20 protein-coding genes are annotated in these 24,174 nt (G+C 55.9%); 19 read left to right on the top strand and 1 reads right to left on the bottom strand.

The window, feature by feature from the left end; genetic code table 11:
• Nucleotides 1-104 precede the first annotated feature (104 nt).
• The 10 genes from DPF_RS06970 (at nt 105) to DPF_RS07015 (ending at nt 15,534) form a co-directional block, all read left to right on the top strand.
• A complete protein-coding gene (locus DPF_RS06970; RefSeq protein WP_069858374.1) occupies nt 105-941 on the top strand; it encodes a sulfide/dihydroorotate dehydrogenase-like FAD/NAD-binding protein in 837 nt (278 codons plus the stop codon).
• Nucleotides 934-2,352 (top strand): NADPH-dependent glutamate synthase, encoded by a 1,419-nt coding sequence (gltA, locus tag DPF_RS06975; RefSeq protein ID WP_088178311.1) that lies wholly within the window; start codon nt 934-936, stop codon nt 2,350-2,352. Before DPF_RS06970 ends, gltA begins: the two co-directional genes overlap by 8 nt.
• A 3-nt stretch (nt 2,353-2,355) precedes the next feature.
• Nucleotides 2,356-3,555, top strand: coding sequence for a regulatory iron-sulfur-containing complex subunit RicT (ricT, locus tag DPF_RS06980; protein ID WP_069858378.1), 1,200 nt, complete (start codon nt 2,356-2,358; stop codon nt 3,553-3,555).
• Between the two features lie 80 nt (nt 3,556-3,635).
• On the top strand, nt 3,636-5,561 hold the full coding sequence (gene metG / locus DPF_RS06985) for a methionine--tRNA ligase (RefSeq protein WP_069858380.1): 1,926 nt from the start codon (nt 3,636-3,638) through the stop codon (nt 5,559-5,561).
• Nucleotides 5,562-5,704: 143 nt separating this feature from the next.
• Nucleotides 5,705-6,025: a hypothetical protein gene (locus tag DPF_RS06990; protein ID WP_141721080.1), complete on the top strand. Its 321-nt coding sequence runs from the start codon at nt 5,705-5,707 to the stop codon at nt 6,023-6,025.
• A gap of 3 nt (nt 6,026-6,028) precedes the next feature.
• The gene (gene carB, locus DPF_RS06995) at nt 6,029-9,286 is read left to right on the top strand and encodes a carbamoyl-phosphate synthase large subunit (protein ID WP_069858384.1); all 3,258 of its coding nucleotides are present in this window, start codon (nt 6,029-6,031) and stop codon (nt 9,284-9,286) included.
• Nucleotides 9,287-9,546: 260 nt separating this feature from the next.
• Nucleotides 9,547-10,941 (top strand): amidophosphoribosyltransferase, encoded by a 1,395-nt coding sequence (gene purF, locus DPF_RS07000; RefSeq protein WP_069858386.1) that lies wholly within the window; start codon nt 9,547-9,549, stop codon nt 10,939-10,941.
• Between the two features lie 15 nt (nt 10,942-10,956).
• Nucleotides 10,957-11,973: a KpsF/GutQ family sugar-phosphate isomerase gene (locus tag DPF_RS07005; RefSeq protein ID WP_231702146.1), complete on the top strand. Its 1,017-nt coding sequence runs from the start codon at nt 10,957-10,959 to the stop codon at nt 11,971-11,973.
• Nucleotides 11,974-12,125: 152 nt separating this feature from the next.
• Nucleotides 12,126-14,483, top strand: coding sequence for a penicillin-binding protein 1A (locus DPF_RS07010; RefSeq protein WP_069858388.1), 2,358 nt, complete (start codon nt 12,126-12,128; stop codon nt 14,481-14,483).
• 13 nt (nt 14,484-14,496) lie between these two features.
• A complete protein-coding gene (locus DPF_RS07015; protein ID WP_176724196.1) occupies nt 14,497-15,534 on the top strand; it encodes a hypothetical protein in 1,038 nt (345 codons plus the stop codon).
• Here DPF_RS07015 and mnmL read toward each other — a convergent pair.
• The gene (gene mnmL / locus DPF_RS07020; protein ID WP_069858392.1) at nt 15,489-16,463 is read right to left on the bottom strand and encodes a tRNA modification radical SAM protein MnmL/YtqA; all 975 of its coding nucleotides are present in this window, start codon (nt 16,461-16,463) and stop codon (nt 15,489-15,491) included. The genes DPF_RS07015 and mnmL overlap by 46 nt on opposite strands.
• A 223-nt stretch (nt 16,464-16,686) precedes the next feature.
• Here mnmL and DPF_RS07025 point away from each other — a divergent pair, with 223 nt between their 5' ends.
• The 9 genes from DPF_RS07025 (at nt 16,687) to atpH (ending at nt 24,170) form a co-directional block, all read left to right on the top strand.
• A complete protein-coding gene (locus DPF_RS07025) occupies nt 16,687-17,727 on the top strand; it encodes a rod shape-determining protein (protein WP_069858394.1) in 1,041 nt (346 codons plus the stop codon).
• 34 nt (nt 17,728-17,761) lie between these two features.
• Nucleotides 17,762-18,619: a rod shape-determining protein MreC gene (gene mreC, locus DPF_RS07030; RefSeq protein ID WP_069858396.1), complete on the top strand. Its 858-nt coding sequence runs from the start codon at nt 17,762-17,764 to the stop codon at nt 18,617-18,619.
• Entirely contained in the window at nt 18,616-19,074 is a 459-nt protein-coding gene (locus tag DPF_RS07035) for a hypothetical protein (protein WP_141721081.1), read from the top strand. The genes mreC and DPF_RS07035 overlap by 4 nt, the downstream gene beginning before the upstream one ends.
• Nucleotides 19,061-20,866 carry a penicillin-binding protein 2 gene (mrdA, locus tag DPF_RS07040; protein ID WP_069858399.1) on the top strand — a complete coding sequence of 602 codons (1,806 nt, stop codon included), beginning with the start codon at nt 19,061-19,063 and terminating at the stop codon, nt 20,864-20,866. The genes DPF_RS07035 and mrdA overlap by 14 nt, the downstream gene beginning before the upstream one ends.
• On the top strand, nt 20,848-21,954 hold the full coding sequence (rodA, locus tag DPF_RS07045) for a rod shape-determining protein RodA (protein ID WP_069858812.1): 1,107 nt from the start codon (nt 20,848-20,850) through the stop codon (nt 21,952-21,954). The genes mrdA and rodA overlap by 19 nt, the downstream gene beginning before the upstream one ends.
• A gap of 98 nt (nt 21,955-22,052) precedes the next feature.
• Complete coding sequence (locus DPF_RS07050; RefSeq protein ID WP_069858401.1) at nt 22,053-22,463, top strand: bactofilin family protein; 411 nt, start codon at nt 22,053-22,055, stop codon at nt 22,461-22,463.
• Nucleotides 22,464-22,605: 142 nt separating this feature from the next.
• Nucleotides 22,606-23,028, top strand: coding sequence for a F0F1 ATP synthase subunit B (locus tag DPF_RS07055; RefSeq protein ID WP_069858403.1), 423 nt, complete (start codon nt 22,606-22,608; stop codon nt 23,026-23,028).
• A gap of 48 nt (nt 23,029-23,076) precedes the next feature.
• Nucleotides 23,077-23,622 carry a F0F1 ATP synthase subunit B gene (locus tag DPF_RS07060; RefSeq protein ID WP_231702147.1) on the top strand — a complete coding sequence of 182 codons (546 nt, stop codon included), beginning with the start codon at nt 23,077-23,079 and terminating at the stop codon, nt 23,620-23,622.
• The gene (atpH, locus tag DPF_RS07065) at nt 23,619-24,170 is read left to right on the top strand and encodes an ATP synthase F1 subunit delta (RefSeq protein ID WP_069858407.1); all 552 of its coding nucleotides are present in this window, start codon (nt 23,619-23,621) and stop codon (nt 24,168-24,170) included. Before DPF_RS07060 ends, atpH begins: the two co-directional genes overlap by 4 nt.
• Nucleotides 24,171-24,174 lie beyond the last annotated feature (4 nt).

Genomic DNA, 24,174 nt, shown 5'->3' on the forward strand with positions numbered 1-24,174 from the left:
CAAGGCAACAAGGAAACTTTTTCATTATGCAATGAAAGTACCGGTTTTCACGAAGCCCTGTTTTTTCGGGATAGAGGGGAAAAACGGTCAGCGCAGGAGGGTATATGCCAAATACGATCGTCAAGAAAAAGGGACTCATTCCGGGCAGGGTGAGCGAAATGATCATCTCCGCTCCGGAGATCGCCACCAAGGCCCGTCCCGGCAATTTCGTGGTGCTCAGGCTTTCGCCCCAGGGAGAACGCATCCCCTTGACCATTGCAGACACGGACCCCCAGGCCGGAACCATCACCATTGTCTACATGGTACTTGGCAAGACCACGGCCATGCTCGAAAAACTGGTTCAGGGCGACGATATTCTTGATGTATGCGGTCCTTTGGGCAAACCCACCCGACTGGACAAGGTGGGCACGGTCATTTGTGTGGGAGGTGGAACAGGCATTGCCGCCATGCATCATATTGCCAAGGGACATCACAGGGTCGGCAACCGGGTGGTGGCCATTATCGGTGCCCGGAGCAAGGATCTGCTGCTTTTTGAAAAGGAACTGGCCTCGTTCTGTGATGAAGTTCTGGTGGCCACGGATGACGGCAGCTACGGCCACAAGGGTTTTGTCACCGAGGTGTTGGCCAAGCGTCTTGCCCAGGATGCTCATGTCGGCGAGGTCGTTGGTGTCGGCCCCGTACCCATGATGCGTGCCGTGGCCGAGACCACCAGGCCCTTCAAGGTCAGGACCATCGTCAGCCTGAATCCGATTATGGTTGACGGCATAGGGATGTGCGGGGCATGCAGGGTGACTGTTGGGGGAAAGACCCGGTTTGCCTGTGTGGACGGCCCTGAATTCGACGCCCATAGTGTGGATTTTGATGAATTGATGCGGCGTTTGGGTTCTTTTCGCGAACAGGAGCAGGCCTCCTACAATACCTATTGTGAATGCCATGGCTAAAAAGAGCAAAATCCGACCACGCGTTGATATGCCCATGCAGGACCCCACGGTCCGGTGTACCAATTTCAGGGAAGTGGCTCTGGGCTATTCCAGGGAACAGGCCATGCTGGAGGCCTCACGCTGTCTGCAATGCAAAACACCCACATGCCAGAGTGGCTGTCCCGTGGAGGTTGACTGCAAGGGATTTATCCGGGCCGTTGCCCGGGGTGATATTGAAACGGCTTATGGGATCATCAAGGAAACCAACAGCCTGCCTGCGGTATGCGGTCGGGTCTGTCCCCAGGAAAATCAGTGCGAAGGCCATTGCAAACTGGCTCCCACGGGCAAGCCCATTGCCATCGGGCGGCTGGAGCGGTTCGTGTCGGATTCCTATTACGCCAAGAACCCTTGCGATGCCATTACCGGGCGTGACGATTGCCCCATGCTCCGCGAGGATCTCAAGGTGGCGGCCATCGGATCCGGGCCGAGCAGTTTGACCGTGGCCGGATATCTGGCGGCCCGGGGCATCAAGGTGACCGTGTTCGAGGCCCTGCACGAGCTTGGCGGGGTGCTGACGTACGGGATTCCGGAGTTTCGACTTCCCAAGTCCATTGTCCACACCGAAGTGGAATTTCTCAAGAAGCAGGGTGTGGAATTTTTGACCAATCAGGTCGGTGGCATGACCGTGACCATTGATGACCTTTTTGCACAGGGGTACAAGGCGGTTTTCATCGGCGTGGGCGCCGGGCTGCCCAAATTTTTGAATATTCCAGGAGAATCCCTGATCGGCGTGTATTCGGCCAACGAATTTCTGACCCGGGTGAACCTGATGAAGGGGTACCGGTTTCCCGAGTATGATACCCCGGTTCCCTTGGGGAAGCATGTGGCCGTGTTTGGCGGGGGGAATGTGGCCATGGATGCCGCCCGTACGGCCCTTCGGCTGGGTGCCGAAAAGGTGAGTATTGTCTACCGGAGGACCAAAAATGAAATGCCTGCACGCAGGGAAGAACTGGAACACGCCCTGGAAGAGGGCGTCTGCCTGGAATGTCTGGCCCAGCCCCTGGCCTTTGAGGGGGATGATGCGGGCAACCTGACGGGCATCCGTCTTCAAAGGATGGAATTGGGTGAGCCCGACGAAAGCGGCCGGTGCCGACCGTGTTGCATTGAAGGGGAAACCTATGTCCTGCCTGTGGATCTTGCTGTTCTGGCGCTGGGCACGGGACCCAATCCGGTACTGCTCAACGCAACACCGGAACTTAAACAGACTAAATGGGGCTATATCGATGGTGATGACCAGACCGGGGAGACCAGTATTCCCATGGTCTTTGCCGGTGGTGACATCGTGACCGGATCGGCCACGGTTGTCATGGCCATGGGGGCGGGCCGCAGAGCCGCCAAGGTCATCGCCCGAAGATTGCTCGGAGAAGAGTGATATATGGGGCATGTTGTAGGAGTGAAGTTCCGGGATCAGGGGCAGGTCTATTATTTTGATGCCCGTCCCTATGTGGTCAATGTGGGAGATGTGGTCCTGGTCAAGACCGATGAAGGCCTGGGCCTGGGCCATGTGGTGGATCAGCGCACCGCGCCTCCCGCTGACATGGCGGAAGATGTTCTGAAGCCCATTTTTCGTCTGGCCACCCCCGAAGATCTCAAGGAGCAGGAAGAAAACAAGAAACTGGCCCGTGAGGCCTTTGCCCATTGTCGGGAATGCATCGCCACCCACAAGCTGGAGATGAAGCTGGTCGATGTAGAGGTCTATTTTGATCGGAGCAAGATGGTTTTCTATTTCACGGCTCCCGGTCGGATCGATTTCAGAGAGCTGGTCAAGGATCTTGTGCGTGCCTACCGTACCCGTATCGAGCTGCGTCAGATCGGGGTGCGCCATGAAACCCAGATGCTGGGGGCCATGGGCAATTGCGGGCAGGTTTGCTGTTGCCGGCGTTTTTTGCGCAAGTTTGAACCCGTGACCATCAAGATGGCCAAGGATCAGAACCTTTTCTTGAACCCGGCCAAAATTTCAGGTGTTTGCGGCAGATTGCTCTGCTGTCTGGCCTATGAAAAAGACACGTACGCGGATTTCCAGAAACGGGTTCCCAGAATGGGCAAGCGGTTCAACACCTCCCTTGGGCCCATGAAAACCTTGCGCAGCAATCTGTTCCGGGATTCCGTGGTCGTGCTCACCGAAGACAATCAGGAACGCGAAGTCTCCCTGGACGAATGGCACGAGATCGTCACGGGCAGACCGGTGTCCCGACAACCCCATGCTCCGGGCAAGCCTGTTCATGAAACCAGAAGACCGGAACCCTCTTCCCGCAAACGGGATGCAGCAAAGCCGCAGGGGAAAAATGGTGATCGCGGGGCCGGAGGGAAAAAACAGGCAGCTGGTGGGGACAAACCGGCTCGTCCCAAGGGGGGAAACAAGCCAGCAAGAAAGCCCAGAAAGGCGTCCCGGCCTTCAGGCACTCCTGACGAGAAACAAAGACAGGGCAAGCCCAGAGCCCAGCAACCCATCAAGCAGGACAAGGATACTCCTCCTGATGGTCCTCCCAAGGGGGGAAACAAGCGTCGCAAACCCTCCCGCAAGCGCCGTCCCCGCAAGAAGCCCGGTCAGACAAAGCCCGGGACTTCTTCGTGAGTCGTTTGTGAGATTGTCCCGAGGCACGGTCGGCGTGCAGACGATTTTTTCAAGCAATAACCCAACAAGGAGAATTGGCCTTGGATTCGTTTTTTCTTTCAACGCCCATCTATTATGTTAACGCCAAGCCCCATCTGGGGCATGGATATACCACCATTGTGGCCGATGCCCAGAGCCGGTTCCACCGTCTGGCTGGCGAAAAGACCTTTTTTCTGACCGGCACGGACGAACACGGGGACAAGATTGTTCAGGCCGCTGAAAAGAACGGGCAGTCCCCCCAGGAATATGCCGATCACATCAGCGGATTGTTCAGCAGCCTGTGGCCCAGGCTGAACATTTCCAACGATTATTTTGTCCGCACCACTGATCCCGGGCACAAGAAGATCGTCCAGGAGGTTTTGCAAAAGGTCTATGACAACGGGGACATCTATTTCCATGAGTATGGCGGGCATTACTGCTACGGGTGCGAACGGTTCTACACGGAAAAGGAACTGGTGGACGGGAAGTGTCCTGATCACCTGACCAAGCCCACCTATATCAAGGAAAAGAATTATTTTTTCCGGATGAGCAAGTATTTTGACCGCCTCCGGGAGCATATCGAGACCCATCCCGAGTTCATCCAGCCGGAACGGTACCGCAATGAGGTCTTGTCCATGCTCAAGGAGGATTTGGGGGATCTATGCATTTCACGGCCCAAGTCCCGGCTGACATGGGGGATCGAACTGCCTTTTGACAGCAATTTTGTCACCTATGTGTGGTTTGACGCCCTGCTCAATTATATTTCCTCCCTTGATTATCCCGATGGGGAGAAGTTTGCCTTGTTCTGGCCGGGTGCCCATCATCTTGTGGCCAAGGACATTTTGAAACCCCATGCCGTGTTCTGGCCGACCATGCTCATGTCTGCAGGCATCCCTTTGTACAAGGGACTTCGGGTGCACGGATACTGGACGGTGAATGAGACTAAGATGTCCAAGAGCCTGGGCAATGTGGTCGAGCCTTTGACCATGGCCACCAAATACGGGCTTGATCCGTTTAGGTATTTCCTCTTGAGGGAGATGCGCTTTGGATCGGATGCCTCCTTTTCCGAAGAGGCCCTGGTTGGCCGGCTCAATGCCGATCTGGCCAATGATCTGGGCAACCTGTTCAGCCGAGTGCTTTCCATGACCAAAAAATATTTTGGCAGCGTGGTCCCTGCGTGCGGGGAACTCACGCAGGATGACAGGGAAGCCATTGAGCTGGGCACCAATGCCCTGGACAATTTCAGGGAGCTCTTTCCCCGGTTTCAGGTGTCCCGTTCCCTGGATGCCCTCTGGGAGCTGATTCGTTTTCTGAACAAGTACGTGGATTCCCAGGCTCCGTGGACGTTGGCCAAGCAGGGCGATACTGCACGGCTGCAAACGGTCATGTACATTCTGCTCGAAGGGATGCGCAAGGTGGCCTTGCATTTGTGGCCGGTCATGCCAACAGCCTGTGAAACCATGCTTTCCCAGCTGGGGATTGATTTTGATCTCCAGGCCGTGGATCTGGCCGGAGAATCCGGCCATTGGAGCGGGTTGGTTCCCGGAACCAAGGTGGCGGCAAAATCCAATATCTTTCCCCGTCAGGAGCTGCGATTGGACCAGGAAGAATCGGTGGCGGACAAGGGAGACAAGCCATCAGGGAGGGATCAGCAGGAAACCCCGTGCATTGACTCCGGGGCGTTCCAGCAGGTGGATCTGCGAGTGGGAACTGTTGTCAAGGCCGAGCCCGTGCCCAAGACGGACAAACTGTTGCTCATGACCATTGATCTGGGCGAGACCGAACCACGCCAGGTTGTGGGCGGTCTGGCAGAATCCTGGACGCCCGAGGAACTGGTGGGCAGACAGGTGGTTGTGGTGGCCAATCTGAAACCCCGCAAGCTCCGTGGGGTGACCTCCCAGGGCATGGTCCTGGCGGTGAGGACCGACAGCGGGCTCGAGTTGCTGGCCCCAAGCGGCAATGTTGCCCCCGGGAGCAGGGTTTCGTAAAAAAAAACAAAAGTGCACAGTACGCAGTGCACAGTGCGCAGAAAAGTTCGGATGAAAGGTGGAGCAAGGCATCCGCGTTTTGTTGTTTGTCATCCTGTGCCCTGCGTCCTGTGTACTGTGTACTTCTGGATCCGGGAGGATTCATGCCTTCCCTGGACGTATTTTTTCGTGAAGCCGGATTGAAGCGGCTCGTTCATTTCCCCGAGGGATTTCGCAAGGCTGTTCTGGGCAATCCCGATCTGTGTCAGGACGAGAAAATGGTCCTGGCCACCTTGTTGTATCTGGATTCCCAGGGAAAACTTGTCACCTTTCGGGACGCCCTGCCCAGAATGACCGGGCTCCCCATGGCCGGGTGCGAAGCCTGTCTCAAATCCCTTGCCCGTCAGGGGCTAATAGCATACACCCGGTCCGTGCTTCGTTTACGAGTCAAACCCCTTTCCTACACTCCATCCCCGCACGAATAATCCATGCCCAAAAGAACAGACATCCACAAAATCATGCTTATCGGTTCCGGTCCCATTGTCATCGGACAGGCCTGTGAATTTGACTATTCCGGGACCCAGGCCATCAAGGCACTCAAGGAGGAAGGGTACGAGGTCATTCTCGTCAACTCCAATCCCGCGACCATCATGACCGATCCTGAACTGGCCGACAGGACCTATGTGGAGCCCATTGAGCCGGAAACCGTGGCCAGGATCATTGCCAAGGAACGTCCCGACGCCCTGCTGCCCACCCTTGGCGGGCAGACCGGGCTGAACACGGCAGTGGCCGTTGCCGCCAATGGCGTTCTCGACAAGTACGGGGTGGAGCTCATCGGGGCTTCCCTGCCGGTCATTCAAAAGGCCGAGAGTCGTCGGCAGTTCCGAAAGGCCATGGACAATATCGGGCTGAAGGTTCCCCGAAGCGGGATCGCCCGGACCATGGACGATGTCCGGGAGTGGGCTGCCAAACTCTCCTTTCCGATCATTGTCCGTCCGGCCTTCACTCTGGGAGGAACCGGCGGCGGCGTTGCCTACAATCGGGAGGATCTCGAGTCCATTGCCGCCCAGGGGCTGGCGGCCAGCCTGACCACCGAGGTCATGCTGGAGGAGTCCCTGCTCGGATGGAAGGAGTACGAACTCGAGGTCATGCGGGACAAAAAGGACAATTGCGTGATCATTTGTTCCATTGAAAATCTTGATCCCATGGGTGTGCATACGGGCGATTCCATCACGGTGGCGCCTGCCCAGACCCTGACGGACCAGGAATATCAGATGATGCGCGATGCCTCCCTGGCCATCATGCGTGAGATCGGGGTGGAAACCGGGGGGTCCAATGTCCAGTTTGCCCTCAACCCGGCCAACGGGGAGCTCATGGTCATTGAGATGAACCCGCGTGTTTCCCGGTCCTCGGCCCTGGCCTCCAAGGCTACGGGGTTTCCCATTGCCAAGATCGCGGCCAAACTGGCCATCGGATACACCCTGGACGAACTGCCCAATGATATCACCCGGGAAACCATGGCCTCGTTTGAGCCGGCCATTGATTACTGTGTGGTCAAGATCCCCAGGTTCACCTTTGAAAAATTTCCGGGCACCAAGGACTATCTGACAACGGCCATGAAAAGCGTGGGTGAAACCATGGCCATTGGCCGGACTTTCAAGGAGGCCCTGCAAAAGGGAGTGCGCTCCCTGGAAACCGGGCTTCCCGGTCTTGGCAAATATTTTTATGCCGAACGGCCTGACAGGGAAGAGCAGTTGGCAACCCTGCGCCAGCCAAGCTCCAACCGTCTCTATCAGCTCCGCTGGGCACTGCTTTCCGGCATCACAGTTGATGAGATTGTGGAAGCCACCTCCATTGATCCCTGGTTTTTGGATCAGATTCAGCAGATCATCGATCTGGAGCGGGAGATCAAGCAGGGCGGCCTGGACCATAATGTTTCCGCAGACAATGAAACCATTGTGGCCCTGCTCCGGAAGGCCAAGAAGAACGGGTTTTCGGACAAACAGCTGGCCACCTTGTGGAAGAAGGATGAAAACGACATTCGCAGGATGCGCAAACAGGCCGGTATCCTGCCCACCTACAAACTGGTGGATACCTGTTCGGCCGAGTTCGAGGCCTATACACCCTATTTTTATTCCACTTACGAGCGGGAAAACGAGGCACGGACAAGTGCAGGCAAGAAGGTGGTCATCCTGGGGGGCGGACCCAACCGTATCGGCCAGGGGATCGAGTTCGACTACTGCTGTGTTCATGCCTCCTACGCCCTCAGGGAAATGGGCGTGGAATCCATCATGGTCAATTCCAATCCCGAGACCGTGAGCACGGACTACGACACCTCTGATCGTCTCTATTTCGAACCCCTGACCCAGGAAGATGTCCTGAACATCATCGAACAGGAACAGCCCGACGGGGTGATTGTCCAGTTTGGCGGGCAGACGCCCCTGAATCTTGCCGTTCCCCTTTTGAGGGCCGGGGTGCATATTCTGGGAACATCTCCGGACAGCATTGATCGGGCCGAGGATCGGGAACGCTTCCAGGCCCTCATCCAAAAACTCGATCTTCTCCAGCCGGAAAACGGCACGGCCATGTCCGTGGAGCAGGCCGTGGCCATTGCCGAGAAAATCACCTATCCCGTGGTTGTCCGTCCCTCCTATGTGCTGGGCGGTCGGGCCATGGAAATCGTTTACGACGAGAGTGAACTGCGAACCTATTTTCGCGAGGCTGTTGTGGTCTCTCCGGAACACCCCATTCTGGTGGACAAGTTTCTGGAAAACGCCATCGAGATGGATGTAGACGCCCTGAGCGATGGTGAAGATTGCTATGTTGCCGGCATCATGGAGCATATCGAGGAAGCAGGCATCCACTCCGGAGATTCGGCCTGCGTGCTTCCGCCCCATACCGTGGACGATGAATTGGTGTACGAAATCCGCCGTCAGACCAAGGCCCTGGCCAGGGAGCTGGGGGTCGTGGGGCTCATGAACATCCAGTTCGCCATCAAGGACAACCAGATTTATATCATCGAGGTCAATCCCCGGGCCTCGCGAACCGTCCCCTTTGTGAGCAAGGCCACGGGCGTGCCTCTGGCCCGGTTCGCCACCAAGGTGCTTCTCGGAGAAAAACTCAAGGACCTTGATCCATGGGCCCTTCGCAAACGCGGCTATTACTCGGTTAAGGAGGCCGTGCTCCCGTTCGAACGTTTTCCCGGGGTGGATGTCATTCTCGGCCCTGAAATGCGGTCCACGGGCGAAGTCATGGGCATTGATCCTTCTGTGGGCCTGGCCTACATGAAGAGCCTCATGGCTGCGGGGCTCTATCCGCCCACTTCGGGAACCATCTTCATTTCGGTGAACGACAAGGACAAGGCCGAGATTGTGGAACCGGCCAGGATTTTTAGTGATCTGGGATTTCGGATCATGGCCACCCGTGGAACCCGGGCCTATTTGATGGAGCATGGCGTTGCCACCGTGCTGGTGAACAAGGTGTATGAGGGGCGGCCCAATGTGGTGGACGCCATCAAGAACGGTGAAATCCAGTTTGTGATCAATACGTCTTCGGGCAAGAAGACCATTCAGGACTCTTCTGCCCTGCGCCAGGCTGCCGTGCTCTACGGGTTGCCCTATACGACCACCCTTTCCGGCGCCAAGGCTCTGGCCTGGGCGGTCAAAAAACGGGCTTGCTGCGAGATGGAGGTCAAGTCCCTGCAGGAGTATTACCGAGAGAGCGAGCTCAAGCGGCGGCTCATGTAATAATGTTATTCCATGCCAGCATGGTTTCTTGCCCCTTTGAGACGCAAGGCCGACATGGCAGAGGTCACGGGCATCTTGCAAGCATTGAACCGCAACGACCGGATCATGTCCGGATTCATGCGCGGTGCTGCGGGTGTTTGTGCAAACGGTGAAAGAGCTGTACTCAACAGTTGGGTGAATACGATGTGCTGGCAGAGACACCTTCCTGTCTGCTGCGTACTCACTGACTATCCCTTCAAACGTGTTACCACTTTCAATCCATGAAAAAAGAATATTGCGGCCTGTTCGGCATTTACGGGCATGAAGAAGCGGCTAGAATGACCTATTTCGGGTTGTACGCTCTGCAGCACAGGGGGCAGGAAAGTGCCGGGATCGTGACCTGGGACGGAGAAAAGCTTCGCGAACAGCGGGGCATGGGCCTTGTGGCCGATGTTTTCGAGGAACAGCATCTCGGCCACCAGCTCAAGGGTGATGTGGCCATTGGCCACATCCGGTACTCGACCACGGGTGCCTCCCTGATTCGCAACGCCCAGCCGTTCATGGTCCGGTACAAGGGCATGCACATGGCCGTGGCCCACAACGGCAATCTGGTGAACACCATGGAGATGCGCCGGGAGCTGGAATCCACCGGATCCCTGTTCCAGACGACCATGGACAGCGAGATCATCATGCATCTCATTGCCAAGTACCTGAACGGATCGACCATTGAAGACGCCGTGGCCAAGGCCTGCCGGGAAATCAAGGGGGCCTTCAGCCTGCTTCTGCAAATTGACAACAAGCTCATTGCCATCCGCGATCCCTGGGGATTTCGGCCCCTGGCCCTTGGCAGGGTGGGTACTTCCTATGTCCTGGCTTCGGAGACCTGTGCCTTTGATCTGCTGGAGGCCGAGTACATGCGCTGTGTTCGCCCCGGGGAGATGCTGGTCGTTGAGGAAGGGGGCTTGCACAGTATCCAGTACGCCGAACCGGCCATGAGCGCTTCCTGTGCCTTTGAGCTCATTTATTTTGCCCGACCCGATTCCATTGTCTTTGATGAAGAGGTGTATGCGGCCAGAAAACGCATGGGCGCCATTCTGGCCCGGGAAGCCCCTGTCAAGGCCGATTATGTGATGCCTTTTCCGGATTCCGGGATGTATGCGGCTGTGGGATATTCCCAGGAGTCGGGTCTCCCCTATGAAAACGCCATGATCCGCAACCACTACGTGGGCAGAACATTCATCCAGCCCACACAGGGCATGCGGGATTTTGCCGCCCGGGTTAAACTCAATCCCGTCAAGAGCATGATCAAGGGCAAGAAGATTGTCATTGTGGAAGATTCCATTGTCAGGGGAACGACCATCAAAACCCGGGTCAAAAGTCTCAGGGAAATGGGGGCCAAGGAGATCCACATGCGGGTCAGCTGCCCGCCCATCAAGCATCCCTGTTATTATGGCATTGATTTTTCCTCCAAGGGCGAACTCATTGCCGCCAATCATGCCATTTTTGATATCGCCAAGTTCATTGGCCTGGATTCCCTGCATTATCTTTCCATTGACGGGCTCAAGCAGGCCCTGGGCCGCAATGATGGATATTGTCTTGCCTGTTTTGACGGAGCCTATCCGGTTCTTCCCGGACAGGGGTGCGGCAAAATGTGTCTTGAATGCACGGATGAGTGATCCGGGAGGCAAGGTGTGACCGAGACCGGTATTTCTCCCAAAACCTCGAAGGAATGGATTGACCTGGCATCCCGGGTTCTGACCATTGAGCGCGAAGGGCTTGCAGCGGTACAGGCCGCCCTGGGCCCTGATTTTGTCACGGCTCTGGGCTGGATGGCCACCTGCACGGGCAGGGTCGTGATTACGGGCATTGGCAAGTCAGGTCTGGTTGGCCGGAAAATTGCGGCCACCTTGAGCAGCACGGGTACCCCTGCGTTTTTCCTCCACCCGGTGGAAGGTGCTCACGGGGATCTGGGTATGATCCGGCCCGAAGACGTGGTGGTGGCCATTTCCTACAGCGGTGAGACCGATGAACTCAACGCGATTCTTCCCACCCTCAAGGGACTGGTGCACAGGATCATCGCCCTCACCGGGAACACGGATTCGACCATGGCCGGGCTGGCCGATGTTTCCCTGTGCGTGAAGGTTCCGCGCGAGGCCTGTCCCATGGGGCTTGCTCCCACGGCAAGTACCACGGCCACTCTGGCCCTGGGTGATGCCCTGGCCGTATGTCTCATCGAGTGGAAGTCCTTTGATGCCTGTGATTTCAAACGGTATCACCCCGGGGGTGCCCTGGGTCAGCGGCTGAGTACCAAGGTCGCCGAACTCATGCATCACCCCGAGATGGTAACGGTCCGTACGGGCACCCCTCTTGCGTTGGCCCTGACGGTTTTGAACAAGGGCGGATTCGGAACAGTGGTGGTTGTTGATGGGCGCGATCACCTGCAAGGCATTCTGACCGACGGGGATGTCCGGCGCATGGTCTGTGCCGACGAACTCGACCCGGACAAACCCATTGAGGAATGCATGGTGGCACATCCCCTGAAAGGGACTCCCGATCAGCCAGCCGCTGAAGTTCTCGACCTCATGGAATCCCGGGAAATCACTGTTTTGCCCATTGTGGACAACAATATGGTCCTCAAGGGCATTGTTCACATGCACGATCTTTTGGGCAAGGGGCGTTTGCGGTTCGCCTCCATCCGTCCCTCCTGAATTTCCCCTTGACACAAGCCTGCCTTCCGGCTTTTGGCCGGTCCGGCAATGATGAAGCTGATTCACGAGCATGCGGGCTGCTGCGCGCAGCCCTTTGATCCGCACATGAATTGTGCGTTCACGGCCATGATGGTGGCATGAAGGAATATGGCATGAGAGTATTCAAGATTGTAGGGTTTGTCTGTCTGTTACTCGTTTTGATCGGGGTGTCGGCCGGGACGGGAATCTATTTCTGGGCCGTCAGGGATCTCCCCGGGTTTACAACGATTACGGATTACAATCCCCCCCTGGTGACGACTGTTTTTACCCGAAACGACAATGTCCTTGGCTATTTTTACAAGGAAAAGCGTTTTCTGGTTCCCTTGAGCGAGATGTCCCCCTTTGTGGGCAAGGCGTTTCTGGCAGCCGAGGACAGCGGGTTTTACGAGCACGAGGGGGTGGATATTCCCGGGATTTTCAGGGCTGCGGTGAAGAACGTGTTGGCCGGAGGGATTGTTCAGGGTGGAAGCACCATCACCCAGCAGGTCATCAAGTCCCTGCTGTTGACTCCGGAACGAAGCTATGCCCGCAAGGTCAAGGAGGCCATCCTGGCCTATCGTCTGGAAAAATACCTGACCAAGGACGAGATCCTGACCATCTATTTGAATCAGATTTACATGGGATCGGGTGCCTACGGCGTTGAGGCTGCCGCCCGGGAGTATTTTGCCACCCATGCCTCGGATCTGACCCTGGCCCAGGCAGCGCTTTTGGCCGGGCTTCCCAAGGCCCCTTCCAGATATTCGCCCCTCAATCATCCTGCCAAGGCCATCAAGCGGCAGCATTATGTGCTCAACCGGCTGCGGGATCTTGGATGGATCAGCGAGCAGGCCTTTCAGGAGGCCATGGAGACCAAGCTCGTTTTCAAGAGCATGGCCGATCCTTCCTGGCAGCAGGGGGCGTATTACCTGGAAGAGGTGCGCCGGCGTCTGCTGGACAGGTTCGGAGAGGACGTGGTCTACAATGGCGGATTGAACGTACACACGGGTATGGATTTTGCGCACCAATTGCCGGCGGAAACCGCCCTGCGAAACGGCCTGCGCGCATCCACCAAGCGCAGGGGATGGCAGGGTCCCATCAAGAATCTGAAGCCTTCGGAATACAAGGATTTTTTTGGTAACGCCACGTTTGTGGTTGATGCCCTGGTGCCCGGGGAATGGTTGCAGGTGCTGGTGGAATCGGTGGACAAGAGCGGTGCCCGGGTTCTGTTTGGAGAGCATGAAGGCTTTATTGGTGTGGGGACCATGGGATGGGCCAGGGTTCCCGATGTGACCAAGGCCCCCGAGGATGTTCCCAGAATCAGGGATGCCCGCAAGGTGCTCCACCCCGGAGATGTTGTCTGGGCCTCTATTGCAACCCCGCCCAAAGACAAGGGCGTGTGGCAGCTGGCCCTGGAACAGGAACCCAGGGTGCAGGGAGCGTTGGTTTCCCTGGACCCCCATACCGGAGACGTCCTGGCCCTTGTGGGGGGGTACGATTTTTTCAAGAGTCAGTATAATCGGGCGACCCAGGCCTCGCGGCAGCCGGGGTCAGGGTTCAAGCCCATTGTTTATTCTACTGCCCTGGATAACGGGTTTACCCCGGCTTCGGTGGTTTTGGACGCGCCCATTGTGTATGATGACCATTCCACCAATTCCACGTGGAAGCCCGAAAATTTCGAGGGTGTGTTCTATGGGCCGACCCTGCTGAGAACTGCCCTGGTCAAATCGAGGAACCTGGTCACCATTCGCATTGCCCAGCAGCTGGGGATCAAGAAGATCATCAAGCGGGCCCACGACCTTGGCCTTGAAGGCGATTTTCCTGAAGATCTTTCCGTCAGCCTGGGCTCCCGACCCGTGACCCCCATGGAATTGTGCACGGCATTTACCTGCTTTGCCCGTGGCGGAACCACTGTCCAACCCCGGTTGATAACCAGGGTGGACGATGCCTGGGGCAAGGAATTGTATGCGCCCGAGGTGGTTCCGTCCCAGGCCATGAGTCCGCAGACCGCTTACATCATCACCAATCTACTGCAGCAGGTGGTCAAATACGGGACCGGATGGCGTGCCCGGGTATTGAAACGCCCCGTGGCCGGAAAAACAGGAACTTCGAACAACGAGCAGGACGCCTGGTTCATGGGATTTACCCCCTATCTGCTTACGGGTGTGTATGTGGGCTTTGATCAGGTCAAGCCCATGGGCAAATACGAAACCGGCTCCAGGGCGGCTTCGCCCATCTGGGTGGAATACCGCAAGGCTGTTGAGGACAACTATCCGGTTCAGGATTTTGCGCAGCCTCCCGGGATCGTCATGGCACGGATTGATCCCAAAACGGGCAAGCTGGCCCGTCCTGGAAGTTCCAACAGCATTTTCCTGCCATTCAAGCAGGGAACCGAACCAACCCAAACGGATGCGGCCCCCTTGCCGGGGGAAACATCCGGACCCTCCATGCTGGATTCCGGGGCCGATGAAAATCTTCTCAAACAAATTTTCTGAACCGGGGACGGGCGTGATCGCATCAAGTATGGCTTCCCTCAAGTCCCTGCTTGTTGAGGCCTTGAGCGTGACCCGTGATCTGTTCCGGATCATGATCCCCATCATCGTGGTGGTGAAGGTGCTGCAGGAGTGGGGCGTCATTGGCCTGCTGGCCGATCCCCTGTCCGGCATCATGGGGTATGTGGGCCTTCCCGGGAGCATGGGATTGGTCTGGGCCACGGCCATGATCAACAACATCTACAGCGGGATCATTGTCTACGCTTCCCTGGCGCCCCAGGAAAGTCTGAGTGCTGCCCAGACTACGGTCCTGGCCACCATGATTCTGGTGGCGCATTCCCTGCCTGTTGAGTTGGAGATTGTTCGCAAATCCGGTCCCAAATGGTGGTTTCAGGCTCTCATGCGTGTGGGTTCAGCCTTTGTGCTGGGCATGATTCTGCATCATGTTTATGCGTGGGGAGGATGGCTTTCCCAGGAAAGCGTCCTGCTCATTGGGGTGGATCCGGGCGCGCAGGATCTTGTTTCCTGGGGGATTGGCCAGATCCGGAACCTGGCCTGGATTTTCGTGATCATTCTGGGCCTTCTCGTGCTCATGCGCCTGCTGTCGGCCATGGGCATTACCAGGCTGCTCATTGGACTGCTCGGTCCCTTGCTGCGGGTATTGGGCATTGGCAAGGAAGCTGCGCCCCTGACCATCGTGGGCATGGTCATGGGCATCGGGTACGGCGGGGGACTCATCCTGCACGAGGTCAAGAAAAAACGCGTGGGCCAGCGGGATATCTTTTTTGCCCTCTCCCTCATGGGACTTTCCCACAGCCTGATCGAGGACACTCTGCTCATGATGTCCCTGGGCGGCGGTCTGTCCGGCATCCTGGTGGGCCGGGTGCTCTTTTCCCTGATTTTCGTATTTGGACTGGTGCGTCTGGTCGGCTGTCTGTCTGAAAAGACGTTTCTGAGATGGCTGTTTACTGCCCGGGAGGGAGATGGAGGCGGGAGCACAAAGGCCTGTCAATCTATGCCGTCGGGAATCCCGCCATTGCGGTCGAACCAGTAGGGACGGTCATTCGCCTTGCCGGAAAGCTTGCCCTGCCAGAGATCACGGTCTTCAAGATGTCGGACAATTTTCTGTATGATTTGTGATTTGGACAGGGCCCAGTTGGGGGCCACCAGCTCGCCAGGTTGGGGATCGCCATTGATCCTGTGGATAACAATGTCCGGTCTGAGACGAATCAATCCCTGAACCACCCATTGGGTGTACTCATCCATGTCAAGGGGACGGTAGTCCCCCCGTTGCCACCAGCGGACCAGACCGGAACCCTTGCACACATAGAGGTTGTGGATTTTGATGCCTCTGACCGGGAGTTGGTTGACGAATCCGATGGTTGCCAGGAAATCGTCCATGTTTTCTCCTGGCAGACCGGCAATGACATGCGCACAGATCTTGAGCCCCATGGATCCGGCCATGCGGGCGGCCCGGGCAAAACATTGGGCGTCATGGCCCCGGTTGATGCGTTCCAGGGTCTGGTTGTTGGATGACTGCAGACCGAGATCGAGCCAGTTTTCTGTTCCCGGAAAGGCGGCCAGGGCCGCAAGTTTGGGTTGGTCCAGACAATCCGGTCGGGTGCCGAGGCAGATCCCCTCAAGTTCCGGCAGGTCGTGCAGGGCGTCGAGCACTCTGGTCAGTTTGGTCAGCGGTCCATAGGTATTGGAGAAGGATTGCAGATAGGCCAGGAACGCGTGTGCCTTGTATTTTTGCTGGAATCGGGTGCGCCAATGGGCATATTGATCCGCCAGGGGAATGTTGGCAATGCTCTGTCCTGTTCCCGAACCCAGCGGATTACAAAACAAGCATCCCCTGGACGAAAGGGTGCCGTCCCGGTTGGGACATGAAAACCCTGCGTCCAGGGGGATTTTCTGAATTCGTTTTCCGTGTCGGTTGTGAAAATAGGTGGACAGGGTAAAATATCGGGAAAATGTTCGCATGGATACGTGGTCCTTGGCAGGTGGTCAAAGCGTGTCGGTCTTGATCGCAAGCTCAGGTTCTATCGTGTTGCCTGACCCGGTCTCTTTTGGTAGGTGACACATGTTTTTTATGCAGCCAATCGGCTCGGACCGGCGTGACACCTTGCGCGCAGGCCCGCCTCGTGGGATCAGCCATCTCGGAAATGATCCTCAACGAAGTGCTTATGCAGGGAAGTGAGGTTTTATGTCCAGGATTTTTGATGCAATCATTGGCAGATTTTCCAACGATCTGGCTATTGATCTTGGTACCGCCAATACGTGTGTGTACGTCAAGGGAAAGGGGATTGTTCTTCGTGAGCCGTCAGTGGTTGCCGTGAAGCGTGATGCCCGGGGGAATAACAAAGTCCTTGCTGCTGGTGCCGAGGCCAAGCGCATGCTTGGACGCACACCAGGGAATATCGTTGCTATCAGGCCCATGAAGGATGGAGTCATTGCGGATTTTGAGGTTACCGAAGCCATGCTGCGGCACTTCATCTCCAAGGTCCACAATAGCAGGCGATTGGTGCGTCCCCGCATTGTCATCTGTGTGCCTACGGGCATCACCCAGGTGGAAAAGCGTGCGGTCAAGGAGTCGGCTGAAAGTGCCGGAGCTCGAGAGGTCTATCTTATTGAAGAGCCCATGGCCGCTGCCATCGGGGCGGAGCTTCCCATTACCGAACCCACGTCCAACATGGTCGTGGATATTGGCGGCGGCACCACAGAGGTCGCGGTCATCTCCCTGGCAGGTATTGTTTACAGTCGGTCTGTTCGGGTCGGCGGGGACAAGATGGATGAGGCGATCATGCAGCATGTCAAGCGCAAGTATAACATGCTCATTGGGGAAAGTACCTCTGAAGAGATCAAGAAGACCATTGGCTCGGCATTTCCCTCGGAGGATGAAAGGGAAATGGACGTCAAGGGACGGGATCTGGTCTCCGGAATACCCCAGAACATCACCATAACCTCCAAGGAGATCCGCAAGGCAATAGCCGAACAGGTGGACGGCATTGTTCAGGCGGTGCGTATTGCCCTGGAACAAACGCCACCGGAATTGGCTGCGGACATCGTTGACCGGGGCATTGTGCTCACGGGCGGCGGGGGATTGCTTAAGGGCTTGGACCAGTTGCTGCGTGAAGAGACTTCGTTGCCGATCATTGTGGTGGATGATCCCCTTTCAACCGTGGTCCTGGGTTCGGGCAAGGTACTGGACAATATGGATGTTCTCAAAGAGGTAACCATCGATTAAATCTCTTTCCTTCAGCCCTCGTAAGGCAGTCTTTGTGGCGTTGGCCTGCCTCGCCACCTACATCACCATTTATACCTGGAATGCCAAGACCGGCGTTCTGGACAGATTTGTTACATCTACTGGTCTTGAGGCTGTAGGTGCAGTGCTTGTGCCAGGCAAGTCGGTGCATCGGGAAGTGGTTCGTTTCTGGGAACGGTATGTCTATCTGGTGGGCGTGCGGCAGGAAAACGAACGGTTACGCCAGGAGATGGATGATCTGCGCATGACCCTCCATGATCTGCGCGAAAAGGAATTCCGGGTTGATCGGCTCGAAAACCTCCTCGGGTTCGATCCCCCTTCTGGATGGAAGAGGATCGGGGCCAGGGTTGTTGGCCATCGTATCGGCGGCAATGCAGTCTTGCAGTCTCTCGTTATTGACAAGGGGAAGCGTGCGGGACTGCGTTTTGATACTCCGGTCATCTCTCCGCAGGGGGTCATCGGTCGGGTGCATCGTCCGGGGCTGCATTTTTCCACGGTTCTTCTTCTTGTTGATCCCAACAGTCATATTCCGGTCATGGGCGCAACAAGCAGGATCCCGGCCCTTGTTGAAGGTCAGGGTGAGGGCCAGCCTCTTCTGGTGAAATATGTCCCTTTGAACGACGTTTTGTCTGAAGGCGAGATCCTGGTCACTTCGGGCCTGGGGGGGATATTCCCCAAAGGTCTTCCTGTTGCGCGTGTCAGCCAGGTGACCCGTTCCTCCATTTCGCTTTTTCAAGATATTCTCGCGCAGCCTCTTGTGCGGGCACAACGTCAGGAGGAGGTTCTTCTGCTCGTCCCCGAAGCCAATGCAACGCGAATAGATGACCGGATCGACAACATGGATGTGAGCCGACAGCAAGTGGGTGGCACGTGAGTGTTTGGTTGTGGTGGTCCATGTATACCGTGCTGGCCATTTGGGCCCAGGAATGGTTTGGCGGCATTGATTTTTTCAGCCCGGGGCTGATTGTCTTCCTCCAGGCCGGTCGGTGGAAAAGCGCGCTCTGGTCCGCCTGTATCTGGGGGATCATGCAGGAGGGGGCGGGTTCCTTGTCCTTCGGCTCGGTGTTGCTTTTCGACGTGGGGCTTATCGCGTTGTTCTTTGCAGGGAGATGGTTGCTGGAACCGGAAAATCCCGTTTTCGTTATGGTTCTTGCTGGCATTACCGTTTTGTGGCGGGAAATGGTTGTGTGGGGGTTGGGTACCTTGCAGGATCTTTCTATTTCCCTGACGCCGTTTCCTCTCCTGGCCGTGCAATTTTTTGCTTATGTCCTGACCTGGGCATGCATCTATCCATTGTACTGCAGGGTGGTGCCTTATGCCCAGGGTTGAGAGCGATCATTTACAGGGAATGCCGGGAAATACGACCCTTTTGTATGTCCTGGTCATTTTTCTGTTCTGTCTTTTTGGGCTGCGTCTTTGGTATTTGCAGGTGTACAAGGGGGAATACTTTGATCGCAAGTCCCGGGACAACAGAATTCGCAGGTACAGTCTGTATGCGCCCCGGGGGCTGATTCGCGACACACATGGTGTTTTGCTGGCAGAGAATCAGCCTTCTTATGCCCTGAGTCTGGTCAGGGAAGATTGCCCCGACATCGATGCAACCCTCAGGCAGGTTGCCGCATGGACCCGCATTCCCCTGGAACAATTGCGCAAGGATTACGAAAGGGGGAAAAAACGGGTCAAGCCTTTTGATAATCAGATCCTGGTTCCCCATATTTCCTTTGATCAGGTGGCAACAATCGAGTCCCATGCCATTGACTGGCCGGGCCTGAATATTGTCGTTCGTCCCAAACGATATTATCCTCAGGGACCGGGAATGACGCATGTCCTCGGCTATGTTGCCCAGGCCAATGAAGAAGAACTCAATGCTGATCCGCAGTTGGCTCTGGGCGACAATATCGGCAAGCTCGGTCTGGAATTTGTCCTGGAGAATGTCTTGCGTGGCAAGAAGGGGCTTAAGGAATGTGAAGTGGACGCGGCAGGCAGAATCCTTGCCCAAAAGGAGTTGGCTCCTCCTGTTGCCGGTCAGGATGTTCTTTTGAGTATTGATCTGGCCCTGCAAAACGTGGTCACCGAGGCCTTGAAGCCCCACGCCGGCGCTGTTGTTGTGCTTGAAGCCGAAACCGGCAAGGTCCTTGCTCTGGTGAGTGAGCCTTCCTACGACAACAATGCGTTTGTGGGCGGTATCGGCGTCAGTGCATGGAAGGCTCTGCTTTCCAACCCCAGGCATCCCCTGCAGAACAGATCCATCCAGAGCACCTATCCTCCAGGCTCGGTGTTCAAGCTTGTCATGGCGGCATGCGGGCTACAGCAGCATGCGGTTCGCCCTGAGGACAGGGTTTTTTGCCCGGGCAGCTACCGCCTAGGCAACCGGGTATTCAGATGCTGGAAACGTCAGGGACACGGTTTCGTCGACATGAAACGGGCCCTGGTCGAATCCTGTGATGTATATTTTTACCAGCTGGGAGAATCCCTGGGCATCGAACAGATCAGCGCTTTTGCCAAACGATGCGGGTTCGGCAAGGCCACCGGCATCTCCCTGCCCCATGAAAAAAACGGGTTGATTCCTGACAGGGCCTGGAAATGGAAGCGATATGGGCGTTCCTGGCAAAAGGGGGAAACCCTCAATGTGTCCATTGGACAGGGGTCAGTCCTGGTCACTCCGCTGCAGGTTGCGGTGTATCTGAGCGCCCTTGTCAATGGCGGACGTCTTGTGCGCCCCAATCTGCTCAAGGAAGAACCCGTGCTGTCCAATGGACAGCTTCCCTTCGGGGATATGACAAGGCAGCGCATCCTGGATGCCATGATCGCAACGGTTGAAGATCCCCATGGTACAGCCCGGCGTCTGAAGATGAAGGGGTGTCGGATCGGCGGGAAGACGGGAACCGCTCAGGTGGTCAATCTGCAGGAAAAATACGAGAAAAAGGAGACCCATGAGATCCCCTATCAAATGCGGGACCACGCATGGATGGCAAGCTTCGGCATGTGCAGGAGCAAAAAGTACGTCGTGGTTGCTCTGGTGGAACACGGTGGCCACGGTGGTTCTGATGCCGGTCCTGTGGTCAGGACCGTGTATGAATATCTTTTTGCGGGCAAAACGGCATGTTTGACCGACGATTGATCTTTCATATCAACTGGGTGTTTCTGGGAACGACTGTGGTGTTGTTGGCCCTTGGCGTTCTTAATCTCTATTCGGCCAGTGTGTTGCGTACCGAAAGCGGCATGGCCCTGGATTCGTACTATCAAAAGCAGCTGGTATGGGGCGGGGTCGGTGCCCTGGCCATGTTCGTAACCATGCTTTTCGACTACCGGCACCTCAAGTTCCTTGCCTGGCCCATGTTTTTCATTATGATTCTGCTGCTCTTGGCTGTGCCGGCTTTTGGAAAGACCATCTATGGCGCAAAAAGGTGGATCAGTCTGGGCCTGTTCAATCTGCAGCCCAGCGAGCTGGCCAAGATTTGCGTGTTGGTGCTTGGGGCCAAGTGTCTGGCCAAAATTCCCGGCAAACTCGATTGGCTGTTGCTGATTCAGGTCATGTTTGTGGGACTGTTGCCGGCTGCCCTCATTGCCTCGCAGCCGGATCTCGGGTCAGCCCTGACCGTGCTTCTTCTTCTGGGCGGGATGGTCTTTTACAAAGGGATTGAAGCCAAGATTCTCAAAGTGTTGTTGATCCTCGGACCGTTGCTGCTGCCTTTTGGATGGTTTTTTCTGCATGATTACCAGAAACAGCGTATTTTGACCTTTCTCAATCCCGGCAGGGATCCCCTTGGTGCGGGATACCATATCATCCAGTCTCAGATAGCCATTGGCTCGGGTCGTTTCTGGGGCAAGGGGTTTCTCGAAGGTACCCAGAGCCAGCTCAGTTTTCTGCCGGAAAAACATACGGATTTTGCCTTTGCCGTGTTCGGGGAAGAATGGGGTTTTGCCGGGGCCCTGGTGCTTTTGATCCTGTTTTGCGTGTTTTTGTACCAGATTGTGCTCAGTTCCCAAGAGGCCAAGGATCGTTTCGGGGCCCTTTTGTGCACTGGGGTGTTTTTCTATTTTTTTCTGCAGATTCTCATCAATATGGGGATGGTGTTGGGGCTTATGCCGGTTGTGGGAATACCATTGCCCTTCATCAGTTACGGGGGGAGCGCCTCGGTGGTCAATTTCTGTCTCATCGGTCTGGTGCTCAATGTTTCCATGCGTCGGTACGTGTTCAAGCAGTGACGGTTGGTGCACAAGCTCGCCCCGACGGGAAGCGGGATTTTTTTGATTCGGCAGGCATGGGCCGGGTCGACACGTTAAGGTTATGAGGAAGATACAACATGGCGCGAGATCAGATAAATGCGTTTTTGGGGGTGGGCACCAGCTATGAGGGCAAACTGTCCTTTCAGGGAGCAGTGCGCATTGACGGGGACTTTCGTGGAGAGATTTCATCCGAGGGGACGTTGGTGGTTGGCAAGGATGCCCGTCTCGAGGGCATATTTCATGTGGGGCAGTTGATTCTCAACGGCACCGTTCATGGCCAGGTCACGGCAAGCAAAAAAGCTGTCTTGAACAAGCAGTCGCATTTTCACGGCATCCTGCATGCGCCGGCCTGTGTGGTTGAAGAAGGGGCCGAGTTGTGTGGAAAAGTGAATTTTGATGAAGAGGGAGGGAACATGTCCGAGGCCTTGGAGGGGCAGGATTCCCGGGATCCTGCCCGGGAGGGAATAATCAGCATAGCGAACACGTGAAAATGAGAACTTGCAGGAATGACAAGGGTTGAAAGGCGATTTCAAGGTCAAACAATTTGAAAAAGCCTTTGACAGAAAATGGGAAATTGGCTAGTAGGCGCGCTGACATTGAACAAAAATTCACATAGTCAGAGGGGGCTGCATGATTGAACTCAATGTAACGTTTTTTATTCAGTTCGTGAACTTCCTGATCACGCTGATGGTGTTGAACCTGATTCTCTACCGGCCCATCCGGGGTATTTTGAAGCGGCGGGCAGAGCATCTGGCCAATAGGTTGGCTGAAGTCGAGGGCTTCAATGCCGAGGCCGAGCAGAAGCTCAAGAACTACGAAGAGGCATTGGCAGCTGCACGTGGCGAGGCGCAAGCCGTTCGCGTGAGCAGACAGAAAGAAGGGTATGGGGAAGAACAAACCATTGTCGAAAGTGCATCCAAGGAAGCTGCTTCCTTTCTCGGCACTGCGCGACAAGAGATCGCTTCCGAGACCGAAGCGGCCCTGGCTACCCTCAAAGGCAAAGTCGATGAGTACGCCAAGGCGGCTACCGGCAAAATTCTAAGTAAAGCCTAAACCAAGAAAAAGGAGGGCGGAGCATTGAGAACGCTGAAGATGGTGGGGATGGCTTTCCTTCTGGTGCTCGTTTCTGCGGGAGCGGTTGTGGCAGCAGAGCACGGTGGGGGAGACTCTTCCAAGTGGCTCAACTTGCTATACAGGTTCATCAATTTCGTGATCCTGGCCTGGATTCTGTACAAGATCGCAGGCAAGCGGGTGGGCGAATTCTTTTCGGGACGGAAATATCAGATCGAGACCGATCTTAAGGATATGGACGCCCGCAAGGATGAGGCCGCCAAAAAGTTGAGCGATGTGGAAGCGAGTATTGCCAACCTCGAGGCTGAAAAGGCCCGGATCCTCGCAGATGCCGAAGCGCAGGGCAACGCGCTCAAAAAGGCCATTATCGATCAGGCCCATGCATCCGCGAAACAGATCAAGGCACAGGCAAAGGTCGCTGCTGAACAGGAAGCCAAGCTGGCTGTCGAGTCCATCAAGGCCGAAATGGCAGAAAAGATCGTCGAAGCCGCAGAAATCATGGTGCAGAAGCAGCTGAAGAAAAAGGACCATGAAGGTCTGATCAATGAGTATCTAACCAAGGTGGTGCTAAATTGACAGGGAACATAGTTGCACGAAGGTACGCCCGAGCACTCTTTGCCATTGGTCAGGAACACGGTGAGGCCGAGCTGAAGAAGTATGGCAGCGATCTTTTGCAGCTCACGGAGGTGCTGGAAAGCGCTCCGGAACTCATGAAGTTGTTTCGTAATCCTGTCTTTACGGTTGCAGAGAAAAAAGGCGTCGTTTCAAAGGTAGTGGCCAAGACCAAGTCCTGCAAGCTGGTCAAGAATTTTTGCTTTTTGCTGGCCGACAAGAATCGCTTGGATTGTCTGCCCGATATTCAGGCCTACTTCAGTATTCTTCTGGATGAAGTGCAGGGCATTGTTCGCGGCGATCTTGTCACGGCCATCGAGTTGAACGAACCCTTGAAGAAAAAGATCAAAGAGCAGCTCGAAGCGCAGTCTGGTCAGAAAATTGTCTTGGAATACGGGGTCGATCCCGACATTTTGGGAGGCCTGAAACTCAAGGTCGGGGACAAGGTCCTGGATGCCAGCATAAGGGCCCAGCTAGACATTTTGAAAGAAAATATAAAGAGGGGTAAGTAGAGGC

The sequence above is a fragment of the Desulfoplanes formicivorans genome (genome assembly GCF_001748225.1).
Classification (GTDB): Bacteria; Desulfobacterota; Desulfovibrionia; order Desulfovibrionales; family Desulfomicrobiaceae; genus Desulfoplanes; species Desulfoplanes formicivorans.

What these genes read in the sequence shown, in the direction of transcription:
- DPF_RS07055 (WP_069858403.1), top strand. Translation starts at nt 22,606, where the DNA reads ATGATTGAACTCAATGTAACGTTTTTTATTCAGTTCGTGAACTTCCTG.
- DPF_RS07010 (WP_069858388.1), top strand. Translation starts at nt 12,126, where the DNA reads ATGAGAGTATTCAAGATTGTAGGGTTTGTCTGTCTGTTACTCGTTTTG.
- carB (WP_069858384.1), top strand. Translation starts at nt 6,029, where the DNA reads ATGCCCAAAAGAACAGACATCCACAAAATCATGCTTATCGGTTCCGGT.
- DPF_RS07050 (WP_069858401.1), top strand. Translation starts at nt 22,053, where the DNA reads ATGGCGCGAGATCAGATAAATGCGTTTTTGGGGGTGGGCACCAGCTAT.
- DPF_RS07060 (WP_231702147.1), top strand. Translation starts at nt 23,077, where the DNA reads ATGGCTTTCCTTCTGGTGCTCGTTTCTGCGGGAGCGGTTGTGGCAGCA.
- mnmL (WP_069858392.1), bottom strand. Translation starts at nt 16,463, where the DNA reads ATGCGAACATTTTCCCGATATTTTACCCTGTCCACCTATTTTCACAAC.
- DPF_RS07025 (WP_069858394.1), top strand. Translation starts at nt 16,687, where the DNA reads ATGTCCAGGATTTTTGATGCAATCATTGGCAGATTTTCCAACGATCTG.
- gltA (WP_088178311.1), top strand. Translation starts at nt 934, where the DNA reads ATGGCTAAAAAGAGCAAAATCCGACCACGCGTTGATATGCCCATGCAG.
- purF (WP_069858386.1), top strand. Translation starts at nt 9,547, where the DNA reads ATGAAAAAAGAATATTGCGGCCTGTTCGGCATTTACGGGCATGAAGAA.
- ricT (WP_069858378.1), top strand. Translation starts at nt 2,356, where the DNA reads ATGGGGCATGTTGTAGGAGTGAAGTTCCGGGATCAGGGGCAGGTCTAT.
- rodA (WP_069858812.1), top strand. Translation starts at nt 20,848, where the DNA reads ATGTTTGACCGACGATTGATCTTTCATATCAACTGGGTGTTTCTGGGA.
- DPF_RS06970 (WP_069858374.1), top strand. Translation starts at nt 105, where the DNA reads ATGCCAAATACGATCGTCAAGAAAAAGGGACTCATTCCGGGCAGGGTG.
- mrdA (WP_069858399.1), top strand. Translation starts at nt 19,061, where the DNA reads ATGCCCAGGGTTGAGAGCGATCATTTACAGGGAATGCCGGGAAATACG.
- DPF_RS06990 (WP_141721080.1), top strand. Translation starts at nt 5,705, where the DNA reads ATGCCTTCCCTGGACGTATTTTTTCGTGAAGCCGGATTGAAGCGGCTC.